The sequence below is a fragment of the Streptomyces sp. NPDC044044 genome (assembly GCF_056434405.1).
In genome coordinates, this window is record NZ_JBWKFG010000001.1 from 507,651 (window position 1) to 533,305 (window position 25,655).

The following is a 25,655-nucleotide window of genomic DNA, read 5'->3' on the forward strand; positions in this document are numbered from 1 at the left end:
CCATCGCTCCCGCACACAAGGCGGGTCGGGAGTCAGCGCCGAGCACACGTCATGTCGTGGGCGGGCAGGTCTCCCGTGCGCAGATAGTCGTTGACCGCGCGGTCGGCGCAGGGGACAGGGCGGTGGCCTTCGAGCGCGCGCCCGTAGACGCCGTGGGAGCGGATGTCCGCGGTGACAAGGCGTGAGCCGGTGAGCTTGCGGTGCAGGGCCAGGGCGCCTTCGTAGGGGACGTTGTTGTCGTGGCGGGCCTGAAGCATCAGGACGGGTACGTCGTTGGCGATCGCGGTGCCCGGTTCGCGGGGCTCGGCGGACCAGAACGCACACGGGGCGATCATGCCGTTGACGTACGGTCCGAACACGGGCTGGGTGGTGCGGCTGCGCACACTGTTCTTCCAGTATGTCTCCGGATCCTTCGGCCAACCGCCCGCGGGCCAGCCCCCGTCGCCGCACATGAAGAGCGCCCCGCCCACCATGCTGTCCGCGAGATCGGGCGAAGCGAGGAGCTCCAGCATGGCCGCGAGCTCCGGGCCGGGCTCGACCGGCCTGCCCGCCGCCGCGTCGACCAGGTCCCGCACGATCGCGGCAAGCGCCGGATCGTTCTCCGCGTGCTGGACGGGCTGCTTCAACAGCAGCCGCAGGACAGGGGCGTTGAGACGCTGACCGCCGATGCCGACCGGGTGACGCTCGGCCTGCGCGAGCAAGTGCTCGACACGCAGCCGGACTTGGGAGGCCGTGCGGCCGAGGCGGTAGGTGCCGTGGTGCCGGGCGGTCCAGGCGGCCCATTCGTCCAGTGCTTCCTCGGCCGGTTCACCGGCGCTCTGGAACAGTTCGTACTGCGTGGCCGACGGGTCCGTGGAGGAGTCGATGACCATGCGGTCGGTGCGCCGGGGGAACATCTGGGTGTAGACGGCGCCCAGATCGGCGCCGTAGGAGATGCCGTAGTAGGAGAGCTTCCGCTCGCCGATGGCGGCTCGGATCACGTCCATGTCCCGGGCCACGTTGCGGGACGACGCGTGCGGAAGCAGTCGCGCGTTGTCGCCGTGCTCCTGGCAGCGCAGCGCCGTGTTCCGTGCGTCCCGCACCGATGCGTCGAAGTCCGCACGGGGTGAGGTCGACGGTGCGGGCGGGGTCGGCGGCCCGGCCGGTGCGCAGGTGATCGGGGAACTCTCGCCGAGGAACCGCGGGTCGAAGCCGATGAGGTCGTAGCCGTCGGCCACCTGCTTCAACGCGGGCCGCAGCGCCAGGGTGTTGGCGAGACCGCTGCCTCCGGGGCCGCCGGGGTTGGAGAGCAGGATGCCGCGCCGGTGGGACGTGGACTTGGCCTTGATGCGCGAGACCGCGATCTTGAGGGTGCGGCCGCCGGGAGCGGAGTAGTCGAGGGGGACGGTCACTTTCGCGCACTGCGCCCCCGCGGCGTTCAGCTCGGTCTGCGCCTTCGAGCAGGGGCCCCAGGTGAGTCGCTGGTGCTCGTAGGGCGACATCGCGTGGGTCGGGTGAGCCGGGTGAGGGGACTTGGACGGGGTCGCCGTCGACGGGACGGCTCCGGCGAGGAGTCCTGCCAGGCTCAGGCCGACCACGAGTGAGGGGGTGACGCCGCGCATCGTGCTCCTTGGATTCGACCGGCTCAAGACGGAAACCGGCCCGCGAAAGTGGATGGAGTCGACGCTAGAAGCATGGGCGGTGACGGGACATCGGGTCACCTGGTCGATGGATACGGGGGCTGGCCCCCGCCCCGCCCGAAGCGTGCGGGCGTCGTGCCCACATGGCGGGTGAAGTGCCGGTTCAGGTGGGCCTGGTCGTGGAATCCGACGGCGGTCGCGACCTCGGCGGGGCGTTGGCCGCCGAGCAGGAGGCGGCGTGCCCGGTCGATGCGCTTGCCGGTGAGGTAGGCATGCGGCGGCAGGCCGTAGGTCTGTCTGAAGCAGCGGATGAGGTGGGTGGGGTGCGCGTGCAGGACGGTGGATGCCTGCTGCAGCGAGATGCCGGAGGGTATCCGGGAGTCCAGGAGCTCACGCAGTGCGGCCGCGAGCCGGTTGGCCTCGAAGCCCGGTGTGCGGGGCCGCAGCGCGTCGAGGTGGACGTGGAGGCGTTCACGGACGAAGGACAGGCGTGACTCGGCTTCGAATTCCTCTCCCATGTGCCCCAGGGAAGAGTGCAGTTGGTGGATCCGGTGGCGCAGCAAGGGGTCGTCGAGGACGGGGCCGTCCACCGCGCCACCGGCCAGCCGCTGGGGGAGCACGGAGTCATCGAGGTAGAGCACGCGTTTCCGGAAGCCTGCCGCGGTGACCGTCCGCCCGTCGTGCGGCACGCCCGGAGGAAGCAACAGGACACTGGCCGTGCCGGTCGCGTCATGACGGCGGCGGTCGAGCGCGAAGTCGACCGCCCCGTCGTCCAGGATCATCAGGTCCCACGTGTCGTGGGTGTGGGCCGGATAGGCGTGGTCGGTGAAGTGCGCGTGGAAGACCTCGGCGATCCCCGGGACCGACGGCTGCCAGGCGCTGATCGACGTGCGGGGTCGCTCTCCGGTCATGCCAGGAACGTACAAGACCGGCGGAGTGCGGGCGCGGCAGGCTCATGGCATCAGCCGGACAGCGGGAGTCCCGGAAGGCCAAGGGTCCTCCCGCTGCCGGCCATGAGGAAGGAATGCCGCATGTCCAGGAACCCCGCTCCCGCCGACCCTGCACCCGCCATCCCCGCACCCGCCGACCCCGCACCCGTCAACATCGCCGACAAGCTCGCGGGGTTCAGCGAGCTGTGGTCGCAGAAGACGGTGGCCGTCCTCAACGACTACGAGGTCAAGCTGGCCAAACTGCACGGGGAGTTCGTCTGGCACAGCCACGAGGAGACCGATGAACTGTTCCTGGTGATCAGCGGGCGGCTGACCATCCAGCTCAGGGACGGCGATGTGGTCCTGGCTCCGGGGGAGTTGTTCGTCGTGCCCCGCGGGGTCGAGCACTGCCCGGTGGCGGACGAGGAGACCGCCATCCTGCTCTTCGAGCCGACGGGGACGATGAACACCGGTGACGCCGGAGGGCCGATGACCAAGGCGGCCGAGCTCTTCTCCTCGTGAGGGCTCGTACGTGCCGACCTCGCCCCGGGCTCCGGTGCCCGCGCCGTCGAGTGGTGTCTCAGCGGAACGCGGTGATGTTCCGGGAGACCCAGTCGCCGAAGGGGCGCGGGGCGCGGCCGAGGACTCGTTCCACGTCCGGGCTGATCCGCAGTTCGGCCGGGTTCGGCGCGGAGATGATGTCCAGGGTGTCGTCGGCGAGTTCCGCCGGCACGAACCGGGTCATCGCGGCCTTGGCCTCGTCGCGGGTGAGTTCCTGGAACCGCACGGGCGAGCCGAGCGCGGCGGCGATCGCCTCCGCCTGCTGACGCGGCGTGATCACCTCCGGCCCGGTCAGCGCGTACACCTCGCCGGTGTGCCGGTCGTCCAGCAGGCAGGCCGCCGCGACCTCGGCGATGTCGGCCGGGTCGATGACCGGCACCCCGACGTCACCGAAGGGTGCGGCGACCGTCCCCTGCGTGCGGACGGACTCCGCCCAGCCCAAGGCGTTGGAGGCGAAGCCGCCAGGACGCAGGACGGCCCAGTCCAGACCGGACCCCCGCAATGCGTCCTCCACCGCGCGCATCGCGACCCGGGACGGGCCGAGCGGTCTGGTCGCCACGCCCTGCGAGGACAACAGGACCACTCGGCGGACCCCACTGGCCGCGGCCAGGCCGATGATGTCGGCCGGCCTTGCTTCGGGCGCGTGCAGGTCACCGGAGAGCAGGAGGAACAACGCCTTCGCCCCGTCCAACGCGGGCGCGAGGCCCGCCGGTTCAGTCAGGTCGGCGGTCACGTGACGGACGCCGTCCGGCATCGCCACCGCGTGCCGTGAGACCGCTGTCACCTGCTCGCCCGCCTCAGTCAGGGCCTGCGTCAAAGGCATGCCCACATTCCCGGTAGCCCCGGTCACCACGATCATGTTCAGCTCCTAGTCCGTTGTGCACTACGGCAGTTGACGCTAGGAGCCGGGCTTACTTTCCGTAAGGACATACCCAGAGGTAAGCTCCGGACATGAGGGAAGGCGCGCAGCTGACACAGGCCGAGACGGGCAACCGCTATGACGTGTTTCACACCGACTGCCCCGCCCGCGACGTGGTCGACCATGTGACCAGCAAGTGGGGTGTCTGGGTGCTGATCGCCTTGCGGAGCACCGACCTTCGGTTCTACGAGCTGCGCGACAGCATCCAGGGCATCAGCGAGAAGATGCTCGCTCAGACCCTGCGCGGGCTGGTCCAGGACGGCCTGGTCCGGCGGGAGGTCGAGCCGACGACGCCGCCCCAAGTCACCTACGGACTGACCGAGTTCGGTCAGGACATCGGCGAGCCGCTGACGGACTTGTTCAACCGGATCACTCAGCGGCTGTCACCGGCCGACGCGGAACCCGCCGAACTCCCTTCGAGGACGGGGTAGTCCACATATCCCTCCCCGCCGCCCCCGTACATGCCGCTCGCGCGCTGCGGGTTGAGCGGGGCGCCGTCGGCGATGCGCCGGGGCAGATCCGGGTTGGCAAGGAAGAGCCGGCCGAAGGAGTAGACGTCGGCGAGCCCCGAGCGCAGCGCCTGCTCGGCCTGTTCCCGGCTGCCGGGCTCGGGCCCGTCGTAGGTGGCCACCAAGGTGCCGTTCCAGCGGGGGCGCAGGTCTTCCAGGGCGGCGTACTTTCCGGACTGCACCACGTGCAGGTACGCCAGGTCCTTTCCGTTCAGCGCGTCCAGCAGGCGGTGGTAGCGCGGGGCCGGGTCGGTCTCGACGGTGTCGAGGAGCGGGTTGCCGGGGGAGACGCGCAGGGCGGTGCGGTCCGCTCCGATCGCGGCGGCGACCGCTTCCACCACCTCGACCGCGAACCGGACGTGGTCGCCGTATCCGTCGGTGCGCAGGTTGGCGTTGTCGGACAGGAACTGGGCGAGGAGGTAGCCGTAGGCGCCGCTGATCTCGACCCCGTCGAAGCCCGCGTCGATCGCGTTGCGGGCGGCGGAGGCGTGGGCCTCGACGGTCTCGGTGACCTCGGCCGTGGTCAGTGCGCGCGGGACGACGTAATCCTGTGGCCCGGAGGCGGTGTAGATCTGGCCGTGGCCGGGTGAGACGGCCACGGCGGAAGGGGCGACCGGCTGCTCACCGCCGAGGATGTCGGGGTGGCTGACGCGTCCCACGTGCCACAGTTGGGCGAAGACGCGACCTCCGGCGGCGTGCACGGCCCGCGTCACCCGGCGCCAGCCTTCGACGTGGGCCTGCTCGGTCAGGCCGGGGACGCCGGGGCCGCCCTTGCCGAGGCGGTGCGGCCAGATTCCCTCGCTGACGATGAGCCCGGCGCTGGCGCGCTGTGCGTAGTACTCGGCCATGAGCGGGGTGGGGACCCCGGTGGCGTCGTCCGCGCGGGCACGGGTCATCGCGGCCATGGCCGTCCGGTTGGGCAGGTGGAGGGCGGGTCCGCGGTACGGCGCGAGCAGGGGCGAGTTCACGGTTCTCCTTCACGTTCACGTTCACGGCAGCATGTGCATGTACCTACAACAAATGCAGGTGCATGCAAATACTAACGAGTCTGCCGCCGATCTGTCATCAGGGGGCGAGGAGGGAATGCCGAGGGCGGGAGTGAGTGGGGAGTGAGGGGGGTGGGGGTGCGGGTCAGGCAGACGTACGGAGGCTCTTGGCCAGGGTGGCGAGCATCGGGTCGGTGGCGGATGCGGCCTCGTCCAGCGCCTCGCTCAAGGCGGCCTCGTAGATCGGCTGCGCCTGGGCCTGGCGATCGCGTCCGGCTTCGGTGATCCCGAGGAAGACCCCGCGCCGGTCGCCGGGGCAGTGGCAGCGCTCGGCCAGTTCGGCGCGCTCCAGGCGGCCGGCGAGGCGGGACGCCGAGCTCTGGTCGAGGCCGACCGCCTCGGCGAGCTCCTGCATCCGCAGCTCGCCCTCGGGGGCGCCCGTCAGGTGGCTGAGCGTGCGGTACTCGCGCAGGCCCAGCGCGCAGCGGCGGTGCAGAACCTCGGTCAGGTGCTGCTCGACGCGGCTGTGCAGCGTCACCAGGTGGGTCCAGCGTTCAGAGTCACCGTGGCTCATGTCTCAACTCCGCGTCTCGGCTCAACGTATCCATGATAGATGCGCGTACAGCTCTTGCGTGTGCATGGAATGTAGGCGACGGGGAGGGAGGGGGCGCCGGGGTCGCCGTACTAGTGCCGCTGGCCTTGATCCTTTGGGTGTGGGCGGTCCCTGAAGGGTGACGAGCGCCACCTGCCCGGCCATGGGCAGGCCATCGCTTTGTATCCTCGGCAGGCAGTGCCGATGCCCCCGTCGCCGGCCGAGGCAGCTCACAGGCCCCGGCAGCGCCGACAACGTAAGGACACATCATGACCACCGAGCTGAGCCCCGACTCCTTGACCGGGCTCCTTGAGCGGGCCCGCCAGGACTACCAGGACCTCGCAGGGCGCGGGCTCTCGCTCGACCTCACGCGCGGCAAGCCGGCGCCGGAGCAGCTCGACCTCTCCGAGGACCTGCTGAGCCTGCCGGGCGGGCGGCACACCTCCGCCGACGGCACGGACGTACGCAATTACGGCGGTCTGCAGGGCCTGCCGGAGCTCCGGGAGATCTTCGCGGACGTGCTCCAGGTGCCTGCCGCGCAGCTCCTCGCGCTCGGCAACTCCAGCCTCGAGCTGATGCACGACTGCCTGGTGCACGCCTTGCTGAGCGTGGTGCCGGGGGCCGAGTCGCGCTGGGTGGACCAGGAGCGGATCGCGTTCCTGTGCCCCGTTCCGGGCTACGACCGGCACTTCGGGCTCTGCGAGCGGTTCGGGATCGACATGATTCCGGTGCCGATGACTCCCGAGGGTCCGGACATGGACGTCGTGGAGCGGCTCATCGCCGAGGACCCGACGGTCAAGGGCATCTGGTGCGTCCCGAAGTACAGCAACCCCGACGGCGTCTCCTACAGCGATGAGACCGTCGCCCGCCTCGCCTCGATGCAGGCCGCCGCGCCCGACTTCCGGATCTTCTGGGACAACGCTTACGCCGCTCACCACCTCACCGACGAGCCCGTCGCGATCGCCGACCTGCTGACCGCCTGCGCGGACGCCGGGAACGCGGACCGCGTCTTCGTCTTCGGGTCCACCTCGAAGATCACCGCGGCGGGCTCGGGCGTCGCCTTCTTCGGCTCGTCGCCCGCGAACCTGAAGTGGCTCCTCGCCAACAACGCCAAGCGCTCGATCGGCCCGGACAAGGTCAACCAGCTGCGGCACGTGATGTTCCTGCGGGACGCCGACGGGGTCCGCGCCCACATGGAGCGCCAGCGCGCCCTGCTCCAGCCGAAGTTCGAGGCGGTGGCCCGGATCCTGGAGGCGGAGCTCGGCTCCACCGGCCTCGCCCGGTGGACCGACCCCAAGGGTGGCTACTTCGTCACCCTCGAACTGACCGACGGCGGCGCCAAGGAGGTCGTACGCCGTGCCGCCGATGCCGGCATCGTGCTGACCCCGGCCGGCGCCACCCACCCGCACGGCGACGACCCGCGCGACGCCACGATCCGCATCGCGCCCAGCTACCCGAGCCTCACGGAGCTCGAGCAGGCCATCGCGGGACTCGCCGTGTGCGTACGGCTCGTGGGGTACGAGCAGCGGGTCAGCGTCAGCTAGGTCCTCGTCGCAGGGGGGCGACAAGGGCGGGGCGGTGCCCGTCACGCCGATGATGGCGTGGCGGGCACCGCCCCGACCTCTCCTCGGTCGCCTTCCCCTCGGCCGTGAGGGGGGCGAACCCTCGGCCGTGTCACATATCGGAGCAACTGACCGACCTATACGACATGTTCACGCTCTTGTGCCTCGGCTCCGGTGTCGCCCACCCAATTCCGGCCAGTAAACTGCGCCAGCTCAGAAGCGACGCAGGAGGCTAGGGGGAACCGTGGCACACGGGGGATATCAGGGCTGGGGACCGGGGAACGGCCGGCCCCAGGGCGGGGGCGACCCGCTTCCGTACGGACCGCCGCAACCTGGTCCGTACCCGCCACCGCAGCCGTACCCGTACCCGCCGCAGCCCGTCCGGCGGCGGCGTACCGGACTCGGGTTCCTCTTCGTCTCGCCGCTCATCCCGGTGATCCGCTCCGCCCGCCGCCGCGCCGAGGCGATCTTCAACCAGCCCGGCGCCGGTCACGTCGCGGACCGGCTCGTGACGCGAGTGCAGCTGGGGCGCGCGATCGTCGGTGCGATCGCCAGTCTTCTCCTCGTCTACACCTACGGCGCGGACGACGGCTGGAGCGGGGTCGCCAACGACGGCGTAGTGAAGCTGATCCTCGCCCCGCTCCTGCTCATCTTCACCGGGCCCCTGGTCGTCTTCGGCTTCATCCGCTACGCGCCCGCCGAGCAGCGCCGCGTGCTCCGCTCCCGGCTGCGCGCGCCGCTCAAGGCCGTGGGCTGGTACGTGGGCATCCTGGTGGGCGTCGTACTCGTCCTGGCCGGCAGCGCCGTGGTGCTCAAACAGAACTACGGCACGCTCGTGAACGGCCTGATCGCGCTCGCGCTGCTCATCGGCCTCGTCTGGCTGCTGCCGTTCCTCCTCTTCGCCTCGGCCTACGCCGCCCGCTACGCGTTCAACACGTCCAACGTGCACGCCGCTCTCCCGGCCGCGCTCACCGTCGTACTCGTCTGGGAACTGATGCTCTGCAGCGTCGCGCTCGAAGGCGGACTGCCGTACGGGCCGCCGGCCGCTCAGTGGTGCGCGGTTCTCGGCGGCCCGGTGTCCGTGACCGCGGTGGCCCTGTGGGAGCTGCACCGCATGCGCACCCGCCATGGAGTCCGCATCCGGCACTGATGCCGTGCTGGGCGGTCCCATGAACGCCGACGAGGTGGTGGCGCATCCGGCGCTGAAGCTGGAGCGGGACCTCCCGGCCGACGCGCTGCGGGACGGGATCCCGACGTTGGGCGTGTGCCTGGGTGACCAACTCCTCCTGGAGGCCACCCCCGGCCTCCTCGACGACTGGCTCGCCGAGCCGTCCTTCGCCACTGAAGCCGTGGAGGTCCTCGGCGCCGGTGCCGAGGACCGGCTGCGGGCCGATGCCCGTGCCGTGGCCGCGGCCCTGCGTCCGCTTGCCGAGCGGAGCCCGGCCCACCTGCGGGACCTCTGCGTGGGACGCGCGGGTCTCCAGGAACTAGGCCCCTGCCAGGGAGTCCTGGGTGTTGTCCGACGGAAGCGCGGGCCTGTCGAGGAGCATCTCGTGCTCCAGCTTGGCGGGATCGCCCTGCATCGGGACGGTCTGTCCTGAGCGCTCGAATCCAAAGCGCCGGTAGAAGGTCTCGGCCCGCGCGTTGTCCTCGTGGACGTACAGGCGCGCCCGCGCCACGTCCGTCACCGACCACGCCCACTCGACGGCCGTCTCGAAGAGCGCGTCGATCACACCGCTTCCGCGGTGCTCGGGGCGGACGAAGACACCGACGACATGCGCCTGACGCCGGTCGATGGCCCCGCCGAACACATCGCCGTCGCCCGCCTCCTCGATGAGCACGGTCACCGTGCCGCTCCAGGTCCCGTCCCGGTCCTCGGACACGAACTGGCGTACGCGCGTCCCGTCGGCCGCTCCCTCGGCCCGCTTCTGCCAGAAGGAGTCCGGCTCGGCGGCGGCCTTCTCGTGCGTCTCGAGAAAGGCGATCGGAGCCGCCGGATCCTGGAGCGCCAAGAGCCGCAGCGCTTTCACCTGGGGCCACTCATCGGCACGTATCGGACGGACGGCAGCGCGGGAAACGTGGGTCATGCTGCCGCACCTTACGGGACCCCCGTTCCGTGGCACTACGGCATTTCCCCAGGTCCCCGCTCTGCGGCAGACGCACCCAGGAGCGTCGACGCGCCCGCGGCTCACCCCTCGGGTTCGGCCGCCACCATCCCCAGGAGCCCGGGAAACCGCTGCTCCAGATCCGCCCGGCGCAGGCTGGCCATCCGGCTGTTGCCGCGGGAGACCTGCTGGATCAGCCCGGCCTCGCGCAGCGCGCGGAAGTGGTGCGTGACGGTCGCCTTGGAGACCGGCAGCGCGAAGGAGCTGCAGGTGCGCGCGGTTCCGTCGGGTGCGGCCGCCAGTTCGCGCACCACGCGTCGGCGCAGCGGGTCCGCCAGCGCGGCGAGCACCGGGCCGAGCCGCATCTCCTCGACGGTCGGGTGGCCTTCGTCGTCGGGCATTCCGGGCGCCTCCCTTCAGGTATGACTTGCATCGTACCTCTGGGATCGCTAACGTCCGGCGCCTAGGTATGAGATTGATCGTACCTATCGTCTCTAGCGAGGAGAGAACCCTCATGGACCAGCCGTTCACGCTCGTCGGCACCGCCCGCCCCAAGCCCGAGCGCGCCGCCGAACTGAAAGAGCTCCTGCTCTCGTTCGTCGAGCCGACGCGGCAGGAGTCGGGCTGCCTGGAGTACCACTTCCACGAGGACCGGGACGAGCCCGGCGTCTTCGTCTTCTACGAGGCCTGGCGCTCCCAGGCCGACCTCGACGCCCACCTGGCGCTCCCGCACATGCGGGCCTTCTGGGAGCGGCGGATGGACTACCTGCAGTCCGACCTCGACATCCGCTTCCTGACCATGCACAGCCCCTATCGGTCCCGGCCCGCTGTCAGCGCCTGAGCAAGGCCAAGAAAGTTCGTTCCGCCTCTTGACCGGTGGTTCCGTGCCGCGCACAGTACTCGTTAATGCGCATGACTAATACGCATTAACGACGGAGGGGCAGCGGTGGACGAACCCAGGAAGCGGGCCGGACGAGGTCGGGCGCCCGCCGCGACAGGGCGCACCGGACGTCCGCGCCAGGCCGAGGTCGCCCGGCTCGCGGGAGTGTCGCAGGCCACGGTCTCGCTGGTGCTCGCGGGCAAGAAGCAGGGGATCGCCATCTCGGACGAGACCCGGCGGAAGGTGCTCGACGCGGCAGCCGAGCTGGGCTACGTGCCCGACCCCGCCGCCCGGCGTCTCGCGGCGGCGCGCAACGGCCTGCTCGGCGTCTTCAGTTTCACGGCCACGTTCCCCACGGATGTGCAGCACTCGTACTACCCGTTCCTGGTGGGCGTGGAGCAGGAAGCCGCCGCGCAGGGATACGACTTGGTGCTCTTCACCGGGTCGAGTACCGGCGGCGCGGGGGCCACCGGGCCGCACGCGCTCAACAGGGCGAGACTCGCCGACGGCTGTCTCTTCCTGGGCCGCCACGCCCCGGTGGACGAACTGCGCAGGCTCGTGGACGACGGGTTCCCCGTGGTCCACCTGGGCCGCAGGGACGAACCGGAAGGTCTCGCCTGGGTCGGTGCCGACTACGTCAGCGCCAGCAGCGAAGTCGTCCACCGGCTCGCCGCGCTCGGGCACCGTCGCATCGTCCTCGTGCGCGAGGACGACGACGCGCCCGCCTCGACCGACCGTGAGCGAGGCTTCCTGGAAGGGCTGAAGAGCGAGGGCCTGCCCGGCGGTGCCGATGCCGTGTTCCGCCGTGCCGATCCGGAACGGGCCCTCGGCCCCGAGCAGTTGCGGCAGTGGGTGGCACAGGGCGTCACCGCGGTGGTGGCCGAGGAGACCGACAGCGGAGCGGCCTGGCGGGCGCTGAGCGCGGCTGCCCGCGACGCCGGTCTCGACTGCCCGCGCGACATCTCCCTGGCGGTACTCGGCAGTCCGCCGCCCGACCTCGCGGACGTGCCCCAGCCCACGGGATTCGACATCCCCCGCGCGCAGTTGGGCGCGGCGGCCGTACGCCTGCTCGCCACGCTCGTCGCCGGCGAGGACGCCCCCGATCCGCTGGTGGCCTGCTCCTTCCGGCCCGGCGCGAGCACGGGGCCACCGCCCGAGGCGCTGCCGGACAGCGCATGACCCCGTCCAGGTGTCCGGAGCGGCTCCGGCCGCAGGACCCGTACGGAGCATGACCCGCACTCCACCACCCGTACTGCACTCCACCAGCCGTACCGCACAGCAGGACCGTGCAGCACAGCACGACCCGTACCGCACAGCACGACCCGTACAGCACAAGGAGAACCGTGATCCCTGAACCGGACATCCTCATCGTCGGCGGCGGTCTGGGCGGCGTGGCCGCCGCGCTCGCCGCCTGCCGGGCCGGCCGGACCGTCGTCCTCACCGAGGAGACCGACTGGATCGGCGGCCAGCTCACCTCCCAGGCCGTCCCGCCGGACGAGCACCCGTGGGTGGAGCAGTTCGGTACGACCGCCTCGTACCGCAAGCTGCGCGAGTCCATCAGGGACTACTACCGCCAGTGGTACCCCCTGCGCTCGGAGGCCCTGTCCCTGACCGGTCTCAATCCGGGCGCAGGCCGCGTGAGCAAGCTCTGTCACGAGCCCCGCGTCGCCCTCGCCGTCATGGAAGGCATGCTCGCGCCCCATCTCGCGTCCGGGCGGCTGACCCTTCTCACCGAGCACTGGGCCGTCGCCGCCGAGTCCGACAACGATGTCATCACCTCGGTGACCCTGGAGAACCTGCGCGACGGCGACCGCACCACCCTGCACGCCCGGTACGTCATCGACGCCACCGAGACCGGCGAACTGCTCGAACTGGGCGGCGTCGAGCACGCCATCGGCGCCGAGTCGCGCGCCGAGTTCGGCGAGCCGCACGCACCCGAGGAAGCACAGCCCCTCAACCAGCAGGGCATCACCGTCTGCTTCGCGCTCTCCCACCACGAGGGCGAGAACCACGTCATCGAGCGCCCCGTCGACTACGACTTCTGGCGCTCCTACAAGCCCGACTTCTGGCCGGGCCCGCTCCTCGGCTTCCTCGCCCCCGACCCGCGATCGCTCGAAGCCGTGCCGCGTACGTTCGTGCCGAACCCGGAGATCGACCCGCTCGCCGTCAACGCCGACCAGAGCGCCGACGCGGGCGACAAGGAACTGTGGGGCTTCCGCCGTATCCTCGCCCGCAAGCTGCACAGGCCCGGAGCCTTCGACTCCGACATCACCCTGGTCAACTGGCCGCTCAACGACTACTGGTTGAAGCCCTTGATCGGGGGTGGCCGGGAGACCTCGGCCCAGGCACTCGCGGAAGCACGGCAGTTGTCGCTCTCGGTCCTGTACTGGCTCCAGACCGAGGCGCCCCGCCAGGACGGCGGGACCGGCTTCCCCGGACTGCGGCTGCGCCCAGACATCACGGGCACGGCGGACGGCCTGGCCAAGGCCCCCTACGTCCGGGAGTCGCGCCGGATCAAGGCCGTCACCACCGTCACCGAGCAGGACGTGGCCATCGACGTCGTCGGTCCCTACGGGCGGACCGCCTACCGGGACTCCGTGGGAGTCGGCAACTACCGGATCGACCTGCACCCCTCCACCGGTGGCGACAACTACATCGACATCGGCTCGGTGCCGTTCGAGATACCGCTCGGCGCCCTCGTGCCCCGCCGGGTCCGCAATCTCCTCCCGGCGGGCAAGAACATCGGCACCACCCACATCACCAACGGCTGTTACCGCCTCCACCCCGTGGAGTGGAACATCGGCGAGGTCGCAGGCGCCCTGGCCGCGCACTGCGTGTCCGAAGGCGTCGAACCCCACCAGGTCCAGGGCGAGGACAAGCGGTTCGACGAGTTCGCCCGGCTGCTGGACCGCGACGGCGTGCAGCGCCACTGGCCCGACGTACGCGGCTACTGAGAGCGGAGCACACCAGAACGGTCACGCAAGGACTGCCACGCAAGGACGGTTCCCGCAAAGGCGGTTCACGCAAAGACGCAAAGACGGTTCACGCACCACGCGGAAGTGCCGGGTGGGACAGCTCCACCTGTCCCACCCGGCCCGCCCGCGCACCGCCAACCCGCACAAGGAGGTGCCCAACCATGACCACCCACCGCATCCGCGTCGGCATCGACGTGGGCGGAACCTTCACCGACGCCGTGGCAGTCGACGCCACGACCCTGGAACTCCTGGGACAGGTGAAGGTCCCCACCAGCCACCATCATGAGGACGGCGTGGCCCACGGCATCGTGGAGGCCCTCGACCGTCTGCTGGCAGAGACCGGCCGCGCGCCCGAGGACGTAGCTTTTCTGGCGCACGGCACGACCCAGGCTACCAACGCCCTGCTGGAGGGCGATGTCGCCACCGTGGGCCTGATCGGCATCGGCACCGGACCCGCCGCCGCCCTCACCCGCAGGCTCGCCGCGCTCGGCAGGCTCCAACTCACCCCGGGCAAGAGCCTTCCGCTCGCCTACGCCCACGTGACGGACCCGGACGACGCGGCGGCGGTCGGGCGCGCCGCGGACACGCTGGCGCGGGAGGGCGCCCAAGTCCTCGTGGCCACCGAGCCGTTCAGCGTGGACCGCCCCGAGGGTGAGCGGGCCGTCGTGGACGCGGCGCGTTCCGCCGGTCTTCCGCTGACCGCCGCGCACGAGATCACCTCGCTGTACGGGCTGCGCAAGCGCACCCGCACGGCGGTGGTCAACGCGGCCATCCTGCCGCGCATGCTGGCCACCGCCGACCTCGTCGACGGTTCCATCACCAAGGCCGGGGTCGAATCGCCGCTCATGGTGATGCGCTGCGACGGCGGCGTGATGTCCCTCGACGAGATGCGGCGCAGACCGCTCCTGACGGTCCTTTCGGGTCCGGCGGCGGGCGTGGCCGGCGCGCTGATGCAAGAACGCATCAGCGAGGGAGTGTTCCTGGAGACGGGCGGCACCTCCACCGACATCAGCGTCGTACGGCGCGGCAAGGTGGCCGTCCAGCACGCCACGATCCTGGGCAAGAAGTCCTACCTCAACGCCCTGGACGTACGCACCGTCGGAGTCGGCGGCGGTTCCATGGTGCGGATCGGCGGCGGGAAGGTGACCGGGGTCGGGCCGCGCAGCGCCCACATCGCCGGGCTTCCCTACGCGTGCTTCGCGACCCTCGGCGATCTGCGCGACGCCGAGCTCACCACCGTGCGCCCGATGGCCGACGACCCGGAGGACTACGCCGTGCTCGACGCGGCGGGCGGCCGGTTCGCGCTCACCATGACGTGCGCGGCCAACGCGGCGGGACGTGTGCCGGAGGGCGACTTCGCCCGCAGCGACCAGGAGGTCGCCAGAGCGGCCGTTGCCCCGCTCGCCGCCGCTCTCGGCGTGGACATCGCCACCGCGGCGGCCCGGATCCTCGACGTGGGAACGGCTCACGTCAAGAAGGTCGTCGACACGATGATCCGTGACTACCGGCTCGACCAGGACACCGCCCTGCTCGTCGGCGGAGGCGGCGGGGCCGCGTCCGTCACCCCGCACCTGGCCGAGGTCAGCGGCCTTGAAGGGCGCATCGCCCGGCACAGCGAGGTGATCAGCCCGATCGGCGTCGCGCTCGCCCTGGTCCGCGAGCAGATCGAGCGGACCATCCCCGGCGCGGGACAGGAACAGATCCTCGCCGTACGGGCCGAGGCGGAGGCCGCCGTCATCGCGCAGGGCGCCGCCGCCGACGGTGTCGAGGTCGAGGTCACCGTCGACCCGCAGACCAGCACCGTGCGGGCCGTCGCCACCGGCGCCACCGAGCTGCGCACCCAGGACCGGGCGCACCGCGCGGACGAGGCGGAGCGGCTGCGCACGGCGGCGGCCAGCCTCAAGAGCGACCCGTCCCAGGTGACGGTCCTCGCGAGGACCGCCGCCCACACCGTGTACGGCACGGAGATTCGGCGCACCCTGCGCGCCACCCGGCATCCGGTGCGGATCGTCGACGCCGACGGGGTGATACGCCTGCACGTCCCCGACGCCCGCGTGGAGACCACCCGGGTCGCCGACGCCCCCGAGGTCCTCGCGAAGCTGGTGCGCGAGACCACCTCGTACGGCGACGGCGGTGTCAGGGCCCCCGCCGTGCGGCTGCTGCTCGGCTCCCGGATCGCGGACCTGTCAGGCGTCCTCGATCCCGGGCCGCTGCTCGCGCTCGCCCGCAGCGAACTCGATGCGCGTACCGCCGACGAGCCGGTCATAGCCGTGCTGGAGGTCCGCACATGAGCACGGCCGGTGGTCCGCACAGGAGCCCGCCCACGGCTCCGGGGCCCGAGACCCGCGACGACCTGGACCACGCGGTCGACCTGCTTGCTGCGACCCCCACCCACGAGGGCCGCGACCCGCGGCTGCTGCGCCACTGGGCGCGCACGGCCGAGGAGTTCGGCTCGGCGCTGGCCCCCGTGCCGTGCCTGGCCAGGATCGTCGAGCGCGCCGACGGCCTGGAGCGCGGCCTCCTCGCCCGTTACATCTCACGGCCGACACCCACGGTGGAGCTCTACACCGATACCCTCGCGGCGGCCGAGGCACTGATCGACGAACGCGGCTGGCGGCACTGGTACCCGCCGGGCTCGGTGCGCGCGGCGGCCCTCGCCCACGAATCCGTGCACGAACACCTCCACCACGGTCCGGCGAAGGCCGCGCTGAAGCGGGCCCTTGGTCATGTCGTCCTGCGTGCGGGACGGTTCCGGCTGTACGGGCACGTGGCGGGCGCGGAGGAGATCGCGGCCCACGCCCACGCCCGGACCGTCTGCGGTCTCGGCCGCAGCCCCCTTCTTCTCACGGCCGCGCTCGCCGACGCCGTGACCCACAGAGAGAAGTAGCGCCATGGGCGTTGTCATCCTGATCGTCATGGCGGTGGGTGTCGCAGCGATGCTCACCCGCAAGCTCCCCACCGCCTTCGCCCTCGTCCTCCTCGGCGTCGTCATCGCACTCGTCGCCGGTGCGCCGCTGACCGGCAAGGAGAGCGTCTTCGACACCGTCCTCCAGGAGGGCGCCCCGATGCTCGCCTCGACGATGATCGCGGTGCTGCTCGGGTCGTGGCTGGGCAGACTCCTCGACGAGACCGGCATCGCCGGGACCATCGTCCGCAAGATCGTGGAGTTCGGCGGCGACCGGCCCACGGTCGTGGCACTCGGCGTCCTCGCCGTGTCCGCGCTGATCGGCACGGTCACCGGCTCGGCCCCCGCCGCCATGCTGGCCGGCATCATCGGCATCCCGGCGATGGTCGCCGTGGGCATCCCGAAGGTCACCGCGGCGGGCACCATCCTGATGGGCATCGCCGTCGGGGTTCCGTTCGAACTGCCCATCTGGCAGTTCTTCTCCACCGCCCTGGACCTGCCGGTTCCGACGGTGCGCGGCTTCATGGTGAAGCTGTTCCCGCTGGCCCTGGTCGCGGCCGTCGCCTTCGTCCTCGTCGAGTCACGCCGCCGCGGAGTCGAGCACACGTGGGCGCTGAAGACGGCCGTCGACAAGCGCCGGTCACGTCGCGAACGCCTCGGCGACGCACCCTGGTACGCGCTGCTCACCCCCGTCGTGCCGCTCGTCCTGGCCCTCGGATTCGAACTGGCCATCATTCCCTCGCTGTTGGCCGGTGTGCTCTACGCCCTGGTCACCACGACCCGGCCGCGCGAGATGAACAAGCGCCTGCTGCGCACCCTGTACGGCGGTTTCGAGGTCGCCGCGCCCCCGATCGCCCTGTTCATCGCCATCGGCATCCTGCTCGCCGCGGTCAAACTGCCGGGCGCCATCGAAGCGTTGGAACCCCTGGTCAAGGCCGTCAGCCCGCAGAACCCGGTGCTGTTCGTCCTGGTCTTCACCCTGTTGGTGCCGCTGTGCCTCTACCGGGGTCCGCTCAACGTCTACGGCCTCGGTGCGGGCATCGCGGGCGTCCTCATCGCGGCCGGCATCTACCCCGCCGTCGCCGTGCTCGGCCTCGCCGCCTCCTACAACCAGGTCTTCGGCGTCGCCGACCCCACCAGCACCCAGACCGTATGGAGCGCCCAGTACGCCGGCGTCGGCCCCCAGCAGGTCATGGTGCGGACCCTGCCGTACGTGTGGGCCGTCGCCCTCGGCGGATTCTGCGTCACCGCAGCCACCCATCTCTGACCGACCGCTGACCACCTCTGACTTTCAACTCCCGGGACGGAGCACAGAAATGAACGAGCCGCAGCAGAACGCCCAGCGCCCCACCGAGCAGTCGAAGCCCCCCTTCCCACGCCGCGTCTTCCTGCGCGGGGCCGCCGCGACCGGCACGGCCCTGGCGATCGGCGCGGGAACGGCGGGACCGGCCGCGGCGGCGCCCGGCGGCTTCCCCGACTACACCTACGTGAGGACGGTCCTGAAGCCGTCGGACCTCGCGTACAACCCCACGGGCGAGATCATCTTCCCGTGCCTGCGCGGCACCGTCGGCCGCATCTCCGGCGCACTGGGCCGCTACTACCTCTACTACGCCCCGCACGACGCCCCCGGCGGCATCTGTCTGGCCTACGGCGACTCGATCGACGGGCCCTTCACCGAGTACGCGGCCAACCCGCTCGTCACCAACGACTGGCAGCCGCACTACAAGGTCAGCCACGTCTCGTCGCCGCATGTGCTGTGGAACGAGGACGCCAAGGAGATGTGGCTGTACTTCCACGGGGAGAACACCACGACCCGCCTCGCCCGCTCCCGAGTCCCCCGTCCACCCCTCCCTACGCCTGCTTCTGGTGTCAGTCGAGCGTGTTGTCCTTGTCCCGCAAGGCGGCAAGGGCGGGTGCGTACATGCGGGTCTTGATGGCGGCGAGGGTGGGGCCTGCCTTGCCCACCTGGGAACGGGCGATCTCCACTGCCGTCCGGCGTACGGCCTCTTCGTCCACCGCCCGGTCGACCAGGGCGGCGGCCAGGGCGTCGTGGCCGCCGTAGCGGCGGCCGGTCGTCATGGCCTCGTGTGCGGTCTGCGGGGTCAGCCGGGCCTGGATCAGCGCGGACATGCCCGGGGTGAAGGGGATGTGGATGTCGACCTCGGGCAGGCACCAGTAGCCGCGGTCGGCGCGCATCACCCGGAAGTCATGGGCCAGGGAGAGCATCGCCCCGGCCGCGAAGGTGTGGCCCTGCAGCGCGGCCACGGTGACGACCGGCAGGGAGAGCATCCGCGCGAAGAGGCCGTGGACCCTGAGGACGTAGTCGTGCCGCTGGTCGGCGTGGGCGATGAGCCACTCCAGATCGAGGCCGTTGGAGAAGAACTTCCCCGTCGCGGCGGTCACCAGGGCGCGGGGCCCTTCCGCCTTCTCCACCTCGTCGAGCGCCGCGTCGACGGCAGTGAGCCAGTCGGGGTGGAAGCGGTTCTCGCCGTCTCCGAGGTCGAGGATGAAGACATCGTCCTGGCGGTCGAGCATGGGCATGGAGACTCCCTCGGGCAGGGCGTGGTTACTTATCGGTAACTTATGGGGCGTGGCATAGACATGCAAGAGGTCGGGCCGCTCGTGTGGTGCCGACGTCGACGGACGGATCCGGGTGACCGGAATTGAGGGGGAACATTCATGGCGCTCACCAGCTGGGGCTTCATCTACACTGCGGCGGGCAGTGACGCGAGCGGTGACGTGAACGTCGTCGACACCGGCCAGTGCCGCACGGTGCTGGTGGGGGTGGCCAAGCCGGAGGACGGGATCGAGGCCGCGCGCCGCCTGGTCGGCGAGGGGGTTCAGCTGATCGAGCTGTGCGGAGGGTTCGGGCCGGTGTGGGCGGGGCGCATCATCGAGGCGATCGACGGCGCGGTCCCGGTGGGCGTGGTCGGGTATGGGCCTGAGGCGGTCGACCAGGTCCACGCGATCTTCTCCTGAACGCATGGGGCGGGCGGGCCGGGGCGGGCTGGGTGCCGGCCCCCGGCCCGCCCGCCTTCGGTGTGTGCGTCTCAGGCCGCAAAGCCGCCGGATGATAAGATTGCTCGCGTTCGTGTGTGATCCGGATCGAGGATGTTGGGAGTTGGGGCTGATGACCGCGCACAAGGCCACTGCCATGCGCACCGCCCGGACCACCCTCACGTCCCGGGTCGTGGCCTGACTTCAGCCGTATTCGCCTCGCTGGGAGCGTGAGCTCGCGGGGCGGCACCCACACGAACCCACCATGAAACGGATCTCCGTCCATCATGAGCAATACCGTCATGAACAATGCCTGGATCACGCGCGCCGAGACCAGCGCTGACATCCCTGCCGTCCACGCCATCAACGCCGCCGCGTTCGACACCCCGGCGGAGGCCGACCTCGTCGACGCGCTGCGCGCCGACGTCGCCTGGATCGACGGATTGTCCATCGTCACCACCGACCGGGGCGGCAAGCTCGTCGGCCACGCGCTGCTGACCCGCTGCCACATCGGGGACACCCCGGCCCTGTGCCTGGCCCCCGTCGCCGTACTCCCCGAGTATCAGAAGACCGGCGCCGGGTCCGTGGCCATCCGTGCCGCGCTCGACGCCGCCAAGGAAAGGGGCGAGCGCTTCGTCACCGTCCTCGGACACCCGGAGTACTACCCGCGGTTCGGCTTCAGCCGTGCATCGGCGTACGGCATCGGCATCAGCATCGACGTCCCGGACGAGGCCATGATGGCTCTCGCCCTCGACGCCGGTCACCCGCTGCCCAGCGGCACGGTGCGCTACGCCGCGCCGTTCGGCATCTAGCCGGAGCCCGCCGTGCCGGGGCCCCGTGGCCCCGGCACGGCCCGGAAAAGTCCGTTGCGGCCGAGGCCCCCGGCAGCGGAGAGTGGGCTCATGACCGCGCCCACCACCCTCCCGTCCGGCCTGACCGTGCGTCCGGCGACGCTCGACGACGCGGCGGCGGTATGCGCGCTGCTCAACGACATCGACCTGCTGGAGATCGGTCGCGCCGACACCGAACTCTCCGAGATCCAGGCCGACTTGAAGCACCCCGAAGTGGACCTGCGCAACGACTCCTGGCTGCTGTTCGACGACGGCAGGCTGATCGCGTACGGCCTGCTGTGGGACGAGTCCGGCGGCGAGCGGATCGACGTGGAGTACTTCACGCTGCCCGACCGGCCCCAGGCCTCCGGGCATCTGCTCGACCTGATGGAGGCGCGCAGCGCCGAGCGGGCCGCCGCCAACGGCGCGGAGCGCGCAGTGGTGCACCTGCACCTCAACACCGCCCCCACCGTGGACCTGGGCGCGCTGCGCGGACGGGGCTGGACCCCGGTCCGGCGCTACAACTCGATGGTCCGTCCCCTGTCCACCGGCGCGGACCGGGTGCCCGAGCCGCCGGCCGGTGTGACGCTGCGTCCCTGCCTGGACGAGCCGGACCGCAGGCGCGCCCACGCGCTGCTGCAGGAGACGTTCGTCGACCACTTCGACTACCACCCGCGTACGTACGAGCAGTGGCTGGACGACATCGACGCCGAGCGCGCCGACTGGTCGCGGATATGGATCGCGCACGTCGACGGCCTGGGCGACGCGGCGGTGCTGCACACCCACAACGACCGCGCCTCGATGGCCTGGATCAGCGCCCTCGGGGTGCTGCGCCAGGCCCGTGGCCGGGGCCTGGGCAGCCATCTCCTGCGTCATGCCTTCGGCCACTACGCGGCGCTGGGCCGTGACCGGATCGGTCTCGGCGTGGACACCGACAACAGCACCGGCGCGCTCGCCCTGTACGAACGCCATGGCATGACCCTCGACTTCGCGCTCCAGGCCTGGGAGCTGACCCGCCCCGCCGCCGCCCGCTGACCCGGGCGCCGTCAGACGGTGGCGGGGAACGGGAAGCGTACGTCGGTCAGTTGCTCCGACAGCTGCCACAGGCGGCGGCCCGTCTCGGCGTCCGCACCCACGGGCGCCAGCCGTACGCGCGTCGGCGCGCCGCGCAGCTCGGCCAGGCCGCCCGGACCGATGAACTGGCCGCTCTCCACTCCGGGTTCGGTCGCCGCGAACAGCTGGGGCAGTGCGCCGTCGGCCGGGCGCTGCGCGAAGAGCGGGTTGCCGATGCGGCCGAGCACCACTCGCCACAGGCCGGTCGGTGTGCCCTTCTGGAGGTTGGTGGCGGTGTAGCCGGGGTGGGCGAGCACGCTGCGCACCGGGCTTGCCGACTCGGTCAGCCGGCGGTGGAGCTCCTGGCCGAACACGGCGTTGGCGAGCTTCGACTGGTTGTAGTGGCCCATGGGCTTGTAGGCGCGTTCGCCGTGCAGGTCGTCGAAGCGGATGCGCCCCTGCCGGTGATTGATCGAACTCACCGTCACCACACGGGAGTTGCTCCCGGCTGCCAGTAGATCGAGCAGCAGGCCGGTGAGTGCGAAGTGGCCGAGGTGATTGCAGGCGAACTGCAGCTCGTGGCCCTGCGCGCTGAGCGTGCGGGGCGGCGCCATCACACCCGCGTTGTTGATGAGCACGTCGAGGCGTGGATGGTCGGCGTGCAGCTGATCGGCGAAGCCGCGTACCGAGTCGAGGTCGGCCAGGTCCAGGCGGCGTACTTCCAGGCTTGCTTCGGGGTGTTCGGCGGTGATCTCGGCGACCGCCCGGCGGCCCTTTTCCTCGTCGCGCACGGCGAGGATCACGTGCCCGCCCTGCCGGGCGAGCGCCCGTGTGGTCGCCAGGCCGAGGCCGCTGCTGGCCCCGGTGACGACGAATACCCGGTCGGTCTGGTCCGGTATCTGCTCGGCTGTCCAGCGCTGTTGCTGCGTCATGCGGCACATGTTGTCGCTCGTGGCACTCAGTGTCAAGAGGATCCTGAGTGCCATGCAAGGCATGGCGTGTACCATGGCCCGGTGAGTTCCCGCCCCGAAGTGAGCATGGCCGAGCGCAAACGGCAGCTCGTCTCGAACGAGTTGACCGAAGCGGCGCTGCAACTCCTTGCCCGGAAGGGGTTCGACGCGGTCACCATCGACGAGATCGTGACCAGCGCCGGGGTCTCCCGGCGGACGTTCTTCCGGTACTTCGCGTCCAAGGAGGACGTGGTCGTCCAGTTCCTGGCCGACATGGGTGTGGGCATCCACGCGGAATTGGCGGCTCGCCCCGCGAAGGAGCAGCCCTCCGTGGCGCTGCGGCACGCCGTATGGGTTCCGCTCGCCGCCTGTGGAGACCACTCCGAGCGGGTGCTGCCCGTGGTGCAGCTGATTCTGCGTACCCCGGCCCTGCGTGCACGCTTCCTGGAGCGCCAGGCGCAGTGGAGCGACGACCTCACGGGGGAGGTGGCGCGGCGCGTGGGGCGCGACGCGGGCGCCGACCTGTACCCACGCCTTGCCGCCGGGATGGCGCTGACCGCCTTCGACGCCGTGCTGCAGCGGTGGAGCGACAGTGACGGCACCGAGGATCCCGCCGATCTGATCGACCGGGCGTTCGCCGTCATCGCCCCCGCACTGGACGGCGGAGCGTAGGACTCGGCGGGCCGGTGCCGGAGGGGCGGTGGCCTTCGTACCGTCCGCGGGCTGGCATCATCGAGGGATGTCTGACTTGATCATCGCCGCCTGTGACGGAGCCGCGAAGAAGAACCCCGGACCCGCGGCCTGGGCCTGGGTGGTCGCCGATGCCGATGAGCGCCCGCAGCGCTGGGAGGCCGGTCCGCTGGGCCACGCCACGAACAACGTGGCCGAACTGACCGCACTGGCCGAGCTGTTGGAGTCCACGGACCCCGCGGTGCCGCTGGAGGTCCGGATGGACAGCCAGTACGCGATGAACGCGGTCAACAAGTGGATCGCGTCCTGGAAGCGCAACGGATGGCTCACGGCGGCGAAGAAGCCGGTCGCCAACAAGGAACTCGTCGTACGCATCGACGCGCTGCTGCAGGGCCGGGCGGTGACCTTCCGGCACGTCGCCGCCCACCAGGTGGACGGCGATCACCTCAACGCGATCGCCGACGTCGCGGCCAGCGACGCGGCCACCTCGCAGGAGCCCGCGGGCACCGTCCACGGGGCGCTCACGATCCCGGAGCCGCGGCCCGAGCGCATGACGGCCTCACCCGCAGCCCGGCCGCGCAAGAGCTCCGCCGCGCGTGCGGGCAAGGGGGCTTCGGGCGCGGTCATCAAGGCCAAGTTCCCCGGCCGCTGCCACTGCCAGAAGCCCTACGCCGCCGGAGAGAAGATCGCGAAGAACGCGCACGGCTGGGGCCACGTGGAGTGCCGCGACGCCTGAGGTCCGCGCGCGGACCTCAGGCGGTCGGGGCAGCCCTGGGCGAGGGCGGTGTTGAGGGGCGACGCAGCCCTGGGCCGCCACCCGTCCGGTCATCGGTCAGGCCGCCGTCAAGAGGGGTCGTCGGGCACGGCGCCCAGGAGGCTGCGGACCACGGGCCCGGCGGAGGCGCCGCCGGTGACGCCCTTCTCGACGACGCAGGCCACGGCGACGTTGCCGCGGTGCGCGACGAACCAGCCGTTGTTGGGGGCGTCGTCGGAGACCTCGGCCGTGCCGGTCTTCGCCCCCACGTCGCCCGGCAGATCGGCAAGGACCGAGGCCGTGCCGTCGGTGACCGTCGCACGCATCAACTCGCGCAGCTGCTTGACGACTTCGCGCGGCAGCGGGGTGGTCGTGGTCGTGTCCTTGCCGCTGGTGAGGGTGGGTTGATGGAAGGTGCCCGACACCGCCGTGGCGGTGACGGACGCCATGATCAGCGGGTTGGCCTGCACCCTGCCCTGCCCGATCATCGACGCGGCCTTCTCGGTCTGGTCACGCGGGGCCGGAACCGACCCGTCGTAGGAGGGAATGCCGACCCTCCACTTCTGCCCGACCCCGAAGTACTTGCCGGCGACATCGCCCAGCTCCTGGTCACCGACCTTGTCGCGCAGGCTGATGAACGCGGTGTTGCACGAGGCGGTGAAGTCCTTGCGGAAGGTGGCGCCCCGGTACTCGGAGGTCTCGACGTTCTGGAACCGCTTCCCGACGGTGAGGTACTGGGGGCAGTCCACGACATCGCCGGGGGCGACCGCGCCCTTGAGCAGCAGCGCGCTGGTGGTGACGATCTTCCAGGTGGAGCCGGGCGCGTAGGTGCCCGAGACGGCGCGATTGAACCCGGAGGAGGGGGAGTTGGCCACGGCCAGGATCTCCCCGTCGTCGATCCGCAGGGCGACGAGCGCGGCGTCCTTGCCGTCGGCCTCGGCGGCCAGGGCCTTCTCCGCGGCGGACTGCCAGGTGGCGTCGAGGGTGGTGGCCACCGGCCGGTCGGCGGGGCGGTCGGACTTCTTGCCGAAGGAGGCCTCCGTGCCCTTCACGTCACCGGTGGCCCGGTCGACGCGCTGGACCGCGCCGCGCGGACCGGCACCGCTGCCCCCGGCGATCTGCGGGAGGAGCGGGCCGAGGGACGGGTGCGTCTCGGCCGACAGGTCGCTCCCGTCGCGGTCCGTGATCGTGGGCCCGGCCGTGTCCTCCCGCTCCAGGCGGAACTTCTCCGTGCTGCTCAGCTTCGGGTGGACGAGGGACAGCGCCCAGTCCACCTTCCAGGCGCCGTCGTCCTGCTTGCGCAGGGGCAGGGCCGAGTCATAGGTCCAGGTGCCCAGCTCGGTCACGGGCATCTTGGCGGTGAAGGCCACGGTCACGGCGCCGTCGTCGCCGACCGAGGCCGCCCCCGGGGTCAGCGTCGGCTTGCTGATGTCGAGCCCGGCGGTGAAGCTCTGCAGGACACGCTCCGCCTGCTCGGGACTGGAGGTCAGCGCCGCTGCCCTATCCATGCGGCCCGCCTCCCAGTCGGCCAGGAAGGCACGCGCCTGCTTCTTCGCCTCCGGGTCCGGTATCTGGGGCCCGGGGTCGAAGGGGCCCAGCTCCGCGGCGTAGCCGATGCCTGCGGCGAGCGCGAGCGTCAGCCCCACCGCGACCACCACGCGGGGTCCCTTCCTCGCGGGTTCGCGGCCGGGGCTGCGGCCGGGTCTGTGGCCGGGTCCGGTGAGCGGTGCGACATCCGTCATCAAGGGCTCCTTGGAGTGGCTTGGCGCTGCGGGGCCCGCCGCGCGCACGATTCGGTGCTCGGCCGCCGGGGCGCGCGCCCCGACGGCGTACCTCCTG

At 71.2% G+C, this 25,655-nt stretch carries 26 protein-coding genes and 1 pseudogene; 17 read left to right on the forward strand and 10 right to left on the reverse strand.

What is annotated here, in order from left to right:
- Positions 1–32 precede the first annotated feature (32 nt).
- Positions 33–1,601 carry an alpha/beta hydrolase gene (locus AC07AG_RS02395; RefSeq protein WP_478751002.1) on the reverse strand — a complete coding sequence of 523 codons (1,569 nt, stop codon included), beginning with the start codon at positions 1,599–1,601 and terminating at the stop codon, positions 33–35.
- Positions 1,602–1,696: 95 nt separating this feature from the next.
- Positions 1,697–2,530 carry a helix-turn-helix domain-containing protein gene (locus AC07AG_RS02400; protein ID WP_478751003.1) on the reverse strand — a complete coding sequence of 278 codons (834 nt, stop codon included), beginning with the start codon at positions 2,528–2,530 and terminating at the stop codon, positions 1,697–1,699.
- A 120-nt stretch (positions 2,531–2,650) separates the two neighbouring features.
- Between AC07AG_RS02400 and AC07AG_RS02405 the strand changes: the two genes are divergently transcribed.
- A complete protein-coding gene (locus tag AC07AG_RS02405) occupies positions 2,651–3,070 on the forward strand; it encodes a cupin domain-containing protein (RefSeq protein WP_478751005.1) in 420 nt (139 codons plus the stop codon).
- Between the two features lie 58 nt (positions 3,071–3,128).
- Here the strand turns inward: AC07AG_RS02405 and AC07AG_RS02410 are convergent, their stop codons facing one another.
- A complete protein-coding gene (locus tag AC07AG_RS02410) occupies positions 3,129–3,968 on the reverse strand; it encodes an NAD(P)H-binding protein (RefSeq protein ID WP_478751007.1) in 840 nt (279 codons plus the stop codon).
- Positions 3,969–4,060: 92 nt separating this feature from the next.
- On the opposite strand from AC07AG_RS02410, the gene AC07AG_RS02415 reads away from it, so the two are divergent.
- Positions 4,061–4,459 (forward strand): winged helix-turn-helix transcriptional regulator, encoded by a 399-nt coding sequence (locus AC07AG_RS02415; protein WP_478751009.1) that lies wholly within the window; start codon positions 4,061–4,063, stop codon positions 4,457–4,459.
- Here the strand turns inward: AC07AG_RS02415 and AC07AG_RS02420 are convergent.
- Both AC07AG_RS02420 and AC07AG_RS02425 read right to left on the reverse strand, forming a co-directional pair.
- The gene (locus AC07AG_RS02420; protein ID WP_478751011.1) at positions 4,402–5,505 is read right to left on the reverse strand and encodes an oxidoreductase; all 1,104 of its coding nucleotides are present in this window, start codon (positions 5,503–5,505) and stop codon (positions 4,402–4,404) included. The two genes, AC07AG_RS02415 and AC07AG_RS02420, sit on opposite strands and share 58 nt — an antisense overlap.
- A gap of 163 nt (positions 5,506–5,668) precedes the next feature.
- Positions 5,669–6,097 (reverse strand): MarR family winged helix-turn-helix transcriptional regulator, encoded by a 429-nt coding sequence (locus AC07AG_RS02425; protein ID WP_478751013.1) that lies wholly within the window; start codon positions 6,095–6,097, stop codon positions 5,669–5,671.
- Positions 6,098–6,384: 287 nt separating this feature from the next.
- Between AC07AG_RS02425 and AC07AG_RS02430 the strand changes: the two genes are divergently transcribed.
- The 3 genes from AC07AG_RS02430 to AC07AG_RS02440 all read left to right on the forward strand — a co-directional run bounded on the left by AC07AG_RS02430 (position 6,385) and on the right by AC07AG_RS02440 (position 9,278).
- Complete coding sequence (locus tag AC07AG_RS02430; RefSeq protein WP_478751014.1) at positions 6,385–7,659, forward strand: aspartate aminotransferase type Ic; 1,275 nt, start codon at positions 6,385–6,387, stop codon at positions 7,657–7,659.
- A 451-nt stretch (positions 7,660–8,110) separates the two neighbouring features.
- Positions 8,111–8,827: a hypothetical protein gene (locus AC07AG_RS02435; protein ID WP_478751016.1), complete on the forward strand. Its 717-nt coding sequence runs from the start codon at positions 8,111–8,113 to the stop codon at positions 8,825–8,827.
- Entirely contained in the window at positions 8,805–9,278 is a 474-nt protein-coding gene (locus AC07AG_RS02440; protein WP_478751018.1) for a hypothetical protein, read from the forward strand. The genes AC07AG_RS02435 and AC07AG_RS02440 overlap by 23 nt, the downstream gene beginning before the upstream one ends.
- Here AC07AG_RS02440 and AC07AG_RS02445 read toward each other — a convergent pair.
- Positions 9,165–9,764 carry a GNAT family N-acetyltransferase gene (locus AC07AG_RS02445; protein WP_478751020.1) on the reverse strand — a complete coding sequence of 200 codons (600 nt, stop codon included), beginning with the start codon at positions 9,762–9,764 and terminating at the stop codon, positions 9,165–9,167. The two genes, AC07AG_RS02440 and AC07AG_RS02445, sit on opposite strands and share 114 nt — an antisense overlap.
- Positions 9,765–9,865: 101 nt before the next feature.
- On the reverse strand, positions 9,866–10,183 hold the full coding sequence (locus tag AC07AG_RS02450; RefSeq protein ID WP_249585602.1) for an ArsR/SmtB family transcription factor: 318 nt from the start codon (positions 10,181–10,183) through the stop codon (positions 9,866–9,868).
- A 113-nt stretch (positions 10,184–10,296) separates the two neighbouring features.
- On the opposite strand from AC07AG_RS02450, the gene AC07AG_RS02455 reads away from it, so the two are divergent.
- The 7 genes and pseudogenes from AC07AG_RS02455 to AC07AG_RS02485 form a co-directional block, all read left to right on the forward strand.
- Entirely contained in the window at positions 10,297–10,623 is a 327-nt protein-coding gene (locus AC07AG_RS02455; protein ID WP_478751022.1) for a putative quinol monooxygenase, read from the forward strand.
- A gap of 105 nt (positions 10,624–10,728) precedes the next feature.
- Complete coding sequence (locus AC07AG_RS02460; RefSeq protein ID WP_478751024.1) at positions 10,729–11,841, forward strand: LacI family DNA-binding transcriptional regulator; 1,113 nt, start codon at positions 10,729–10,731, stop codon at positions 11,839–11,841.
- A gap of 164 nt (positions 11,842–12,005) precedes the next feature.
- Positions 12,006–13,616 carry an FAD-dependent oxidoreductase gene (locus tag AC07AG_RS02465; protein WP_478751025.1) on the forward strand — a complete coding sequence of 537 codons (1,611 nt, stop codon included), beginning with the start codon at positions 12,006–12,008 and terminating at the stop codon, positions 13,614–13,616.
- Between the two features lie 182 nt (positions 13,617–13,798).
- On the forward strand, positions 13,799–15,928 hold the full coding sequence (locus AC07AG_RS02470; protein ID WP_478751026.1) for a hydantoinase/oxoprolinase family protein: 2,130 nt from the start codon (positions 13,799–13,801) through the stop codon (positions 15,926–15,928).
- The gene (locus AC07AG_RS02475; protein WP_478751028.1) at positions 15,925–16,524 is read left to right on the forward strand and encodes a hypothetical protein; all 600 of its coding nucleotides are present in this window, start codon (positions 15,925–15,927) and stop codon (positions 16,522–16,524) included. Before AC07AG_RS02470 ends, AC07AG_RS02475 begins: the two co-directional genes overlap by 4 nt.
- A 4-nt stretch (positions 16,525–16,528) precedes the next feature.
- Complete coding sequence (locus AC07AG_RS02480; RefSeq protein WP_478751030.1) at positions 16,529–17,809, forward strand: TRAP transporter large permease subunit; 1,281 nt, start codon at positions 16,529–16,531, stop codon at positions 17,807–17,809.
- A gap of 49 nt (positions 17,810–17,858) precedes the next feature.
- A pseudogene (locus tag AC07AG_RS02485) lies at positions 17,859–18,374 on the forward strand (hypothetical protein); the annotation flags it as partial.
- A 37-nt stretch (positions 18,375–18,411) separates the two neighbouring features.
- Here AC07AG_RS02485 and AC07AG_RS02490 read toward each other — a convergent pair.
- Positions 18,412–19,083: an enoyl-CoA hydratase-related protein gene (locus AC07AG_RS02490; RefSeq protein WP_478751032.1), complete on the reverse strand. Its 672-nt coding sequence runs from the start codon at positions 19,081–19,083 to the stop codon at positions 18,412–18,414.
- Between the two features lie 138 nt (positions 19,084–19,221).
- Here AC07AG_RS02490 and AC07AG_RS02495 point away from each other — a divergent pair, with 138 nt between their 5' ends.
- The 3 genes from AC07AG_RS02495 to AC07AG_RS02505 all read left to right on the forward strand — a co-directional run bounded on the left by AC07AG_RS02495 (position 19,222) and on the right by AC07AG_RS02505 (position 21,404).
- Positions 19,222–19,521 carry a DUF6506 family protein gene (locus tag AC07AG_RS02495; RefSeq protein ID WP_478751034.1) on the forward strand — a complete coding sequence of 100 codons (300 nt, stop codon included), beginning with the start codon at positions 19,222–19,224 and terminating at the stop codon, positions 19,519–19,521.
- 320 nt (positions 19,522–19,841) lie between these two features.
- A complete protein-coding gene (locus AC07AG_RS02500; protein WP_478752187.1) occupies positions 19,842–20,351 on the forward strand; it encodes a GNAT family N-acetyltransferase in 510 nt (169 codons plus the stop codon).
- A 90-nt stretch (positions 20,352–20,441) separates the two neighbouring features.
- Positions 20,442–21,404 (forward strand): GNAT family N-acetyltransferase, encoded by a 963-nt coding sequence (locus tag AC07AG_RS02505; RefSeq protein WP_478751035.1) that lies wholly within the window; start codon positions 20,442–20,444, stop codon positions 21,402–21,404.
- Positions 21,405–21,415: 11 nt separating this feature from the next.
- Here AC07AG_RS02505 and AC07AG_RS02510 read toward each other — a convergent pair whose 3' ends face one another.
- Positions 21,416–22,354, reverse strand: a complete 939-nt coding sequence (locus AC07AG_RS02510; RefSeq protein ID WP_478751037.1) for an oxidoreductase — start codon at positions 22,352–22,354, stop codon at positions 21,416–21,418.
- Between the two features lie 105 nt (positions 22,355–22,459).
- Here AC07AG_RS02510 and AC07AG_RS02515 point away from each other — a divergent pair, with 105 nt between their 5' ends.
- Positions 22,460–23,044 carry an acyl-CoA-like ligand-binding transcription factor gene (locus AC07AG_RS02515; RefSeq protein WP_478752189.1) on the forward strand — a complete coding sequence of 195 codons (585 nt, stop codon included), beginning with the start codon at positions 22,460–22,462 and terminating at the stop codon, positions 23,042–23,044.
- A gap of 67 nt (positions 23,045–23,111) precedes the next feature.
- Positions 23,112–23,798 carry a ribonuclease H family protein gene (locus tag AC07AG_RS02520; RefSeq protein WP_478751039.1) on the forward strand — a complete coding sequence of 229 codons (687 nt, stop codon included), beginning with the start codon at positions 23,112–23,114 and terminating at the stop codon, positions 23,796–23,798.
- A gap of 107 nt (positions 23,799–23,905) precedes the next feature.
- On the opposite strand, the gene AC07AG_RS02525 is transcribed toward AC07AG_RS02520, so the two are convergent.
- Positions 23,906–25,558, reverse strand: a complete 1,653-nt coding sequence (locus tag AC07AG_RS02525) for a penicillin-binding transpeptidase domain-containing protein (protein WP_478751041.1) — start codon at positions 25,556–25,558, stop codon at positions 23,906–23,908.
- Positions 25,559–25,655: the final 97 nt, after the last annotated feature.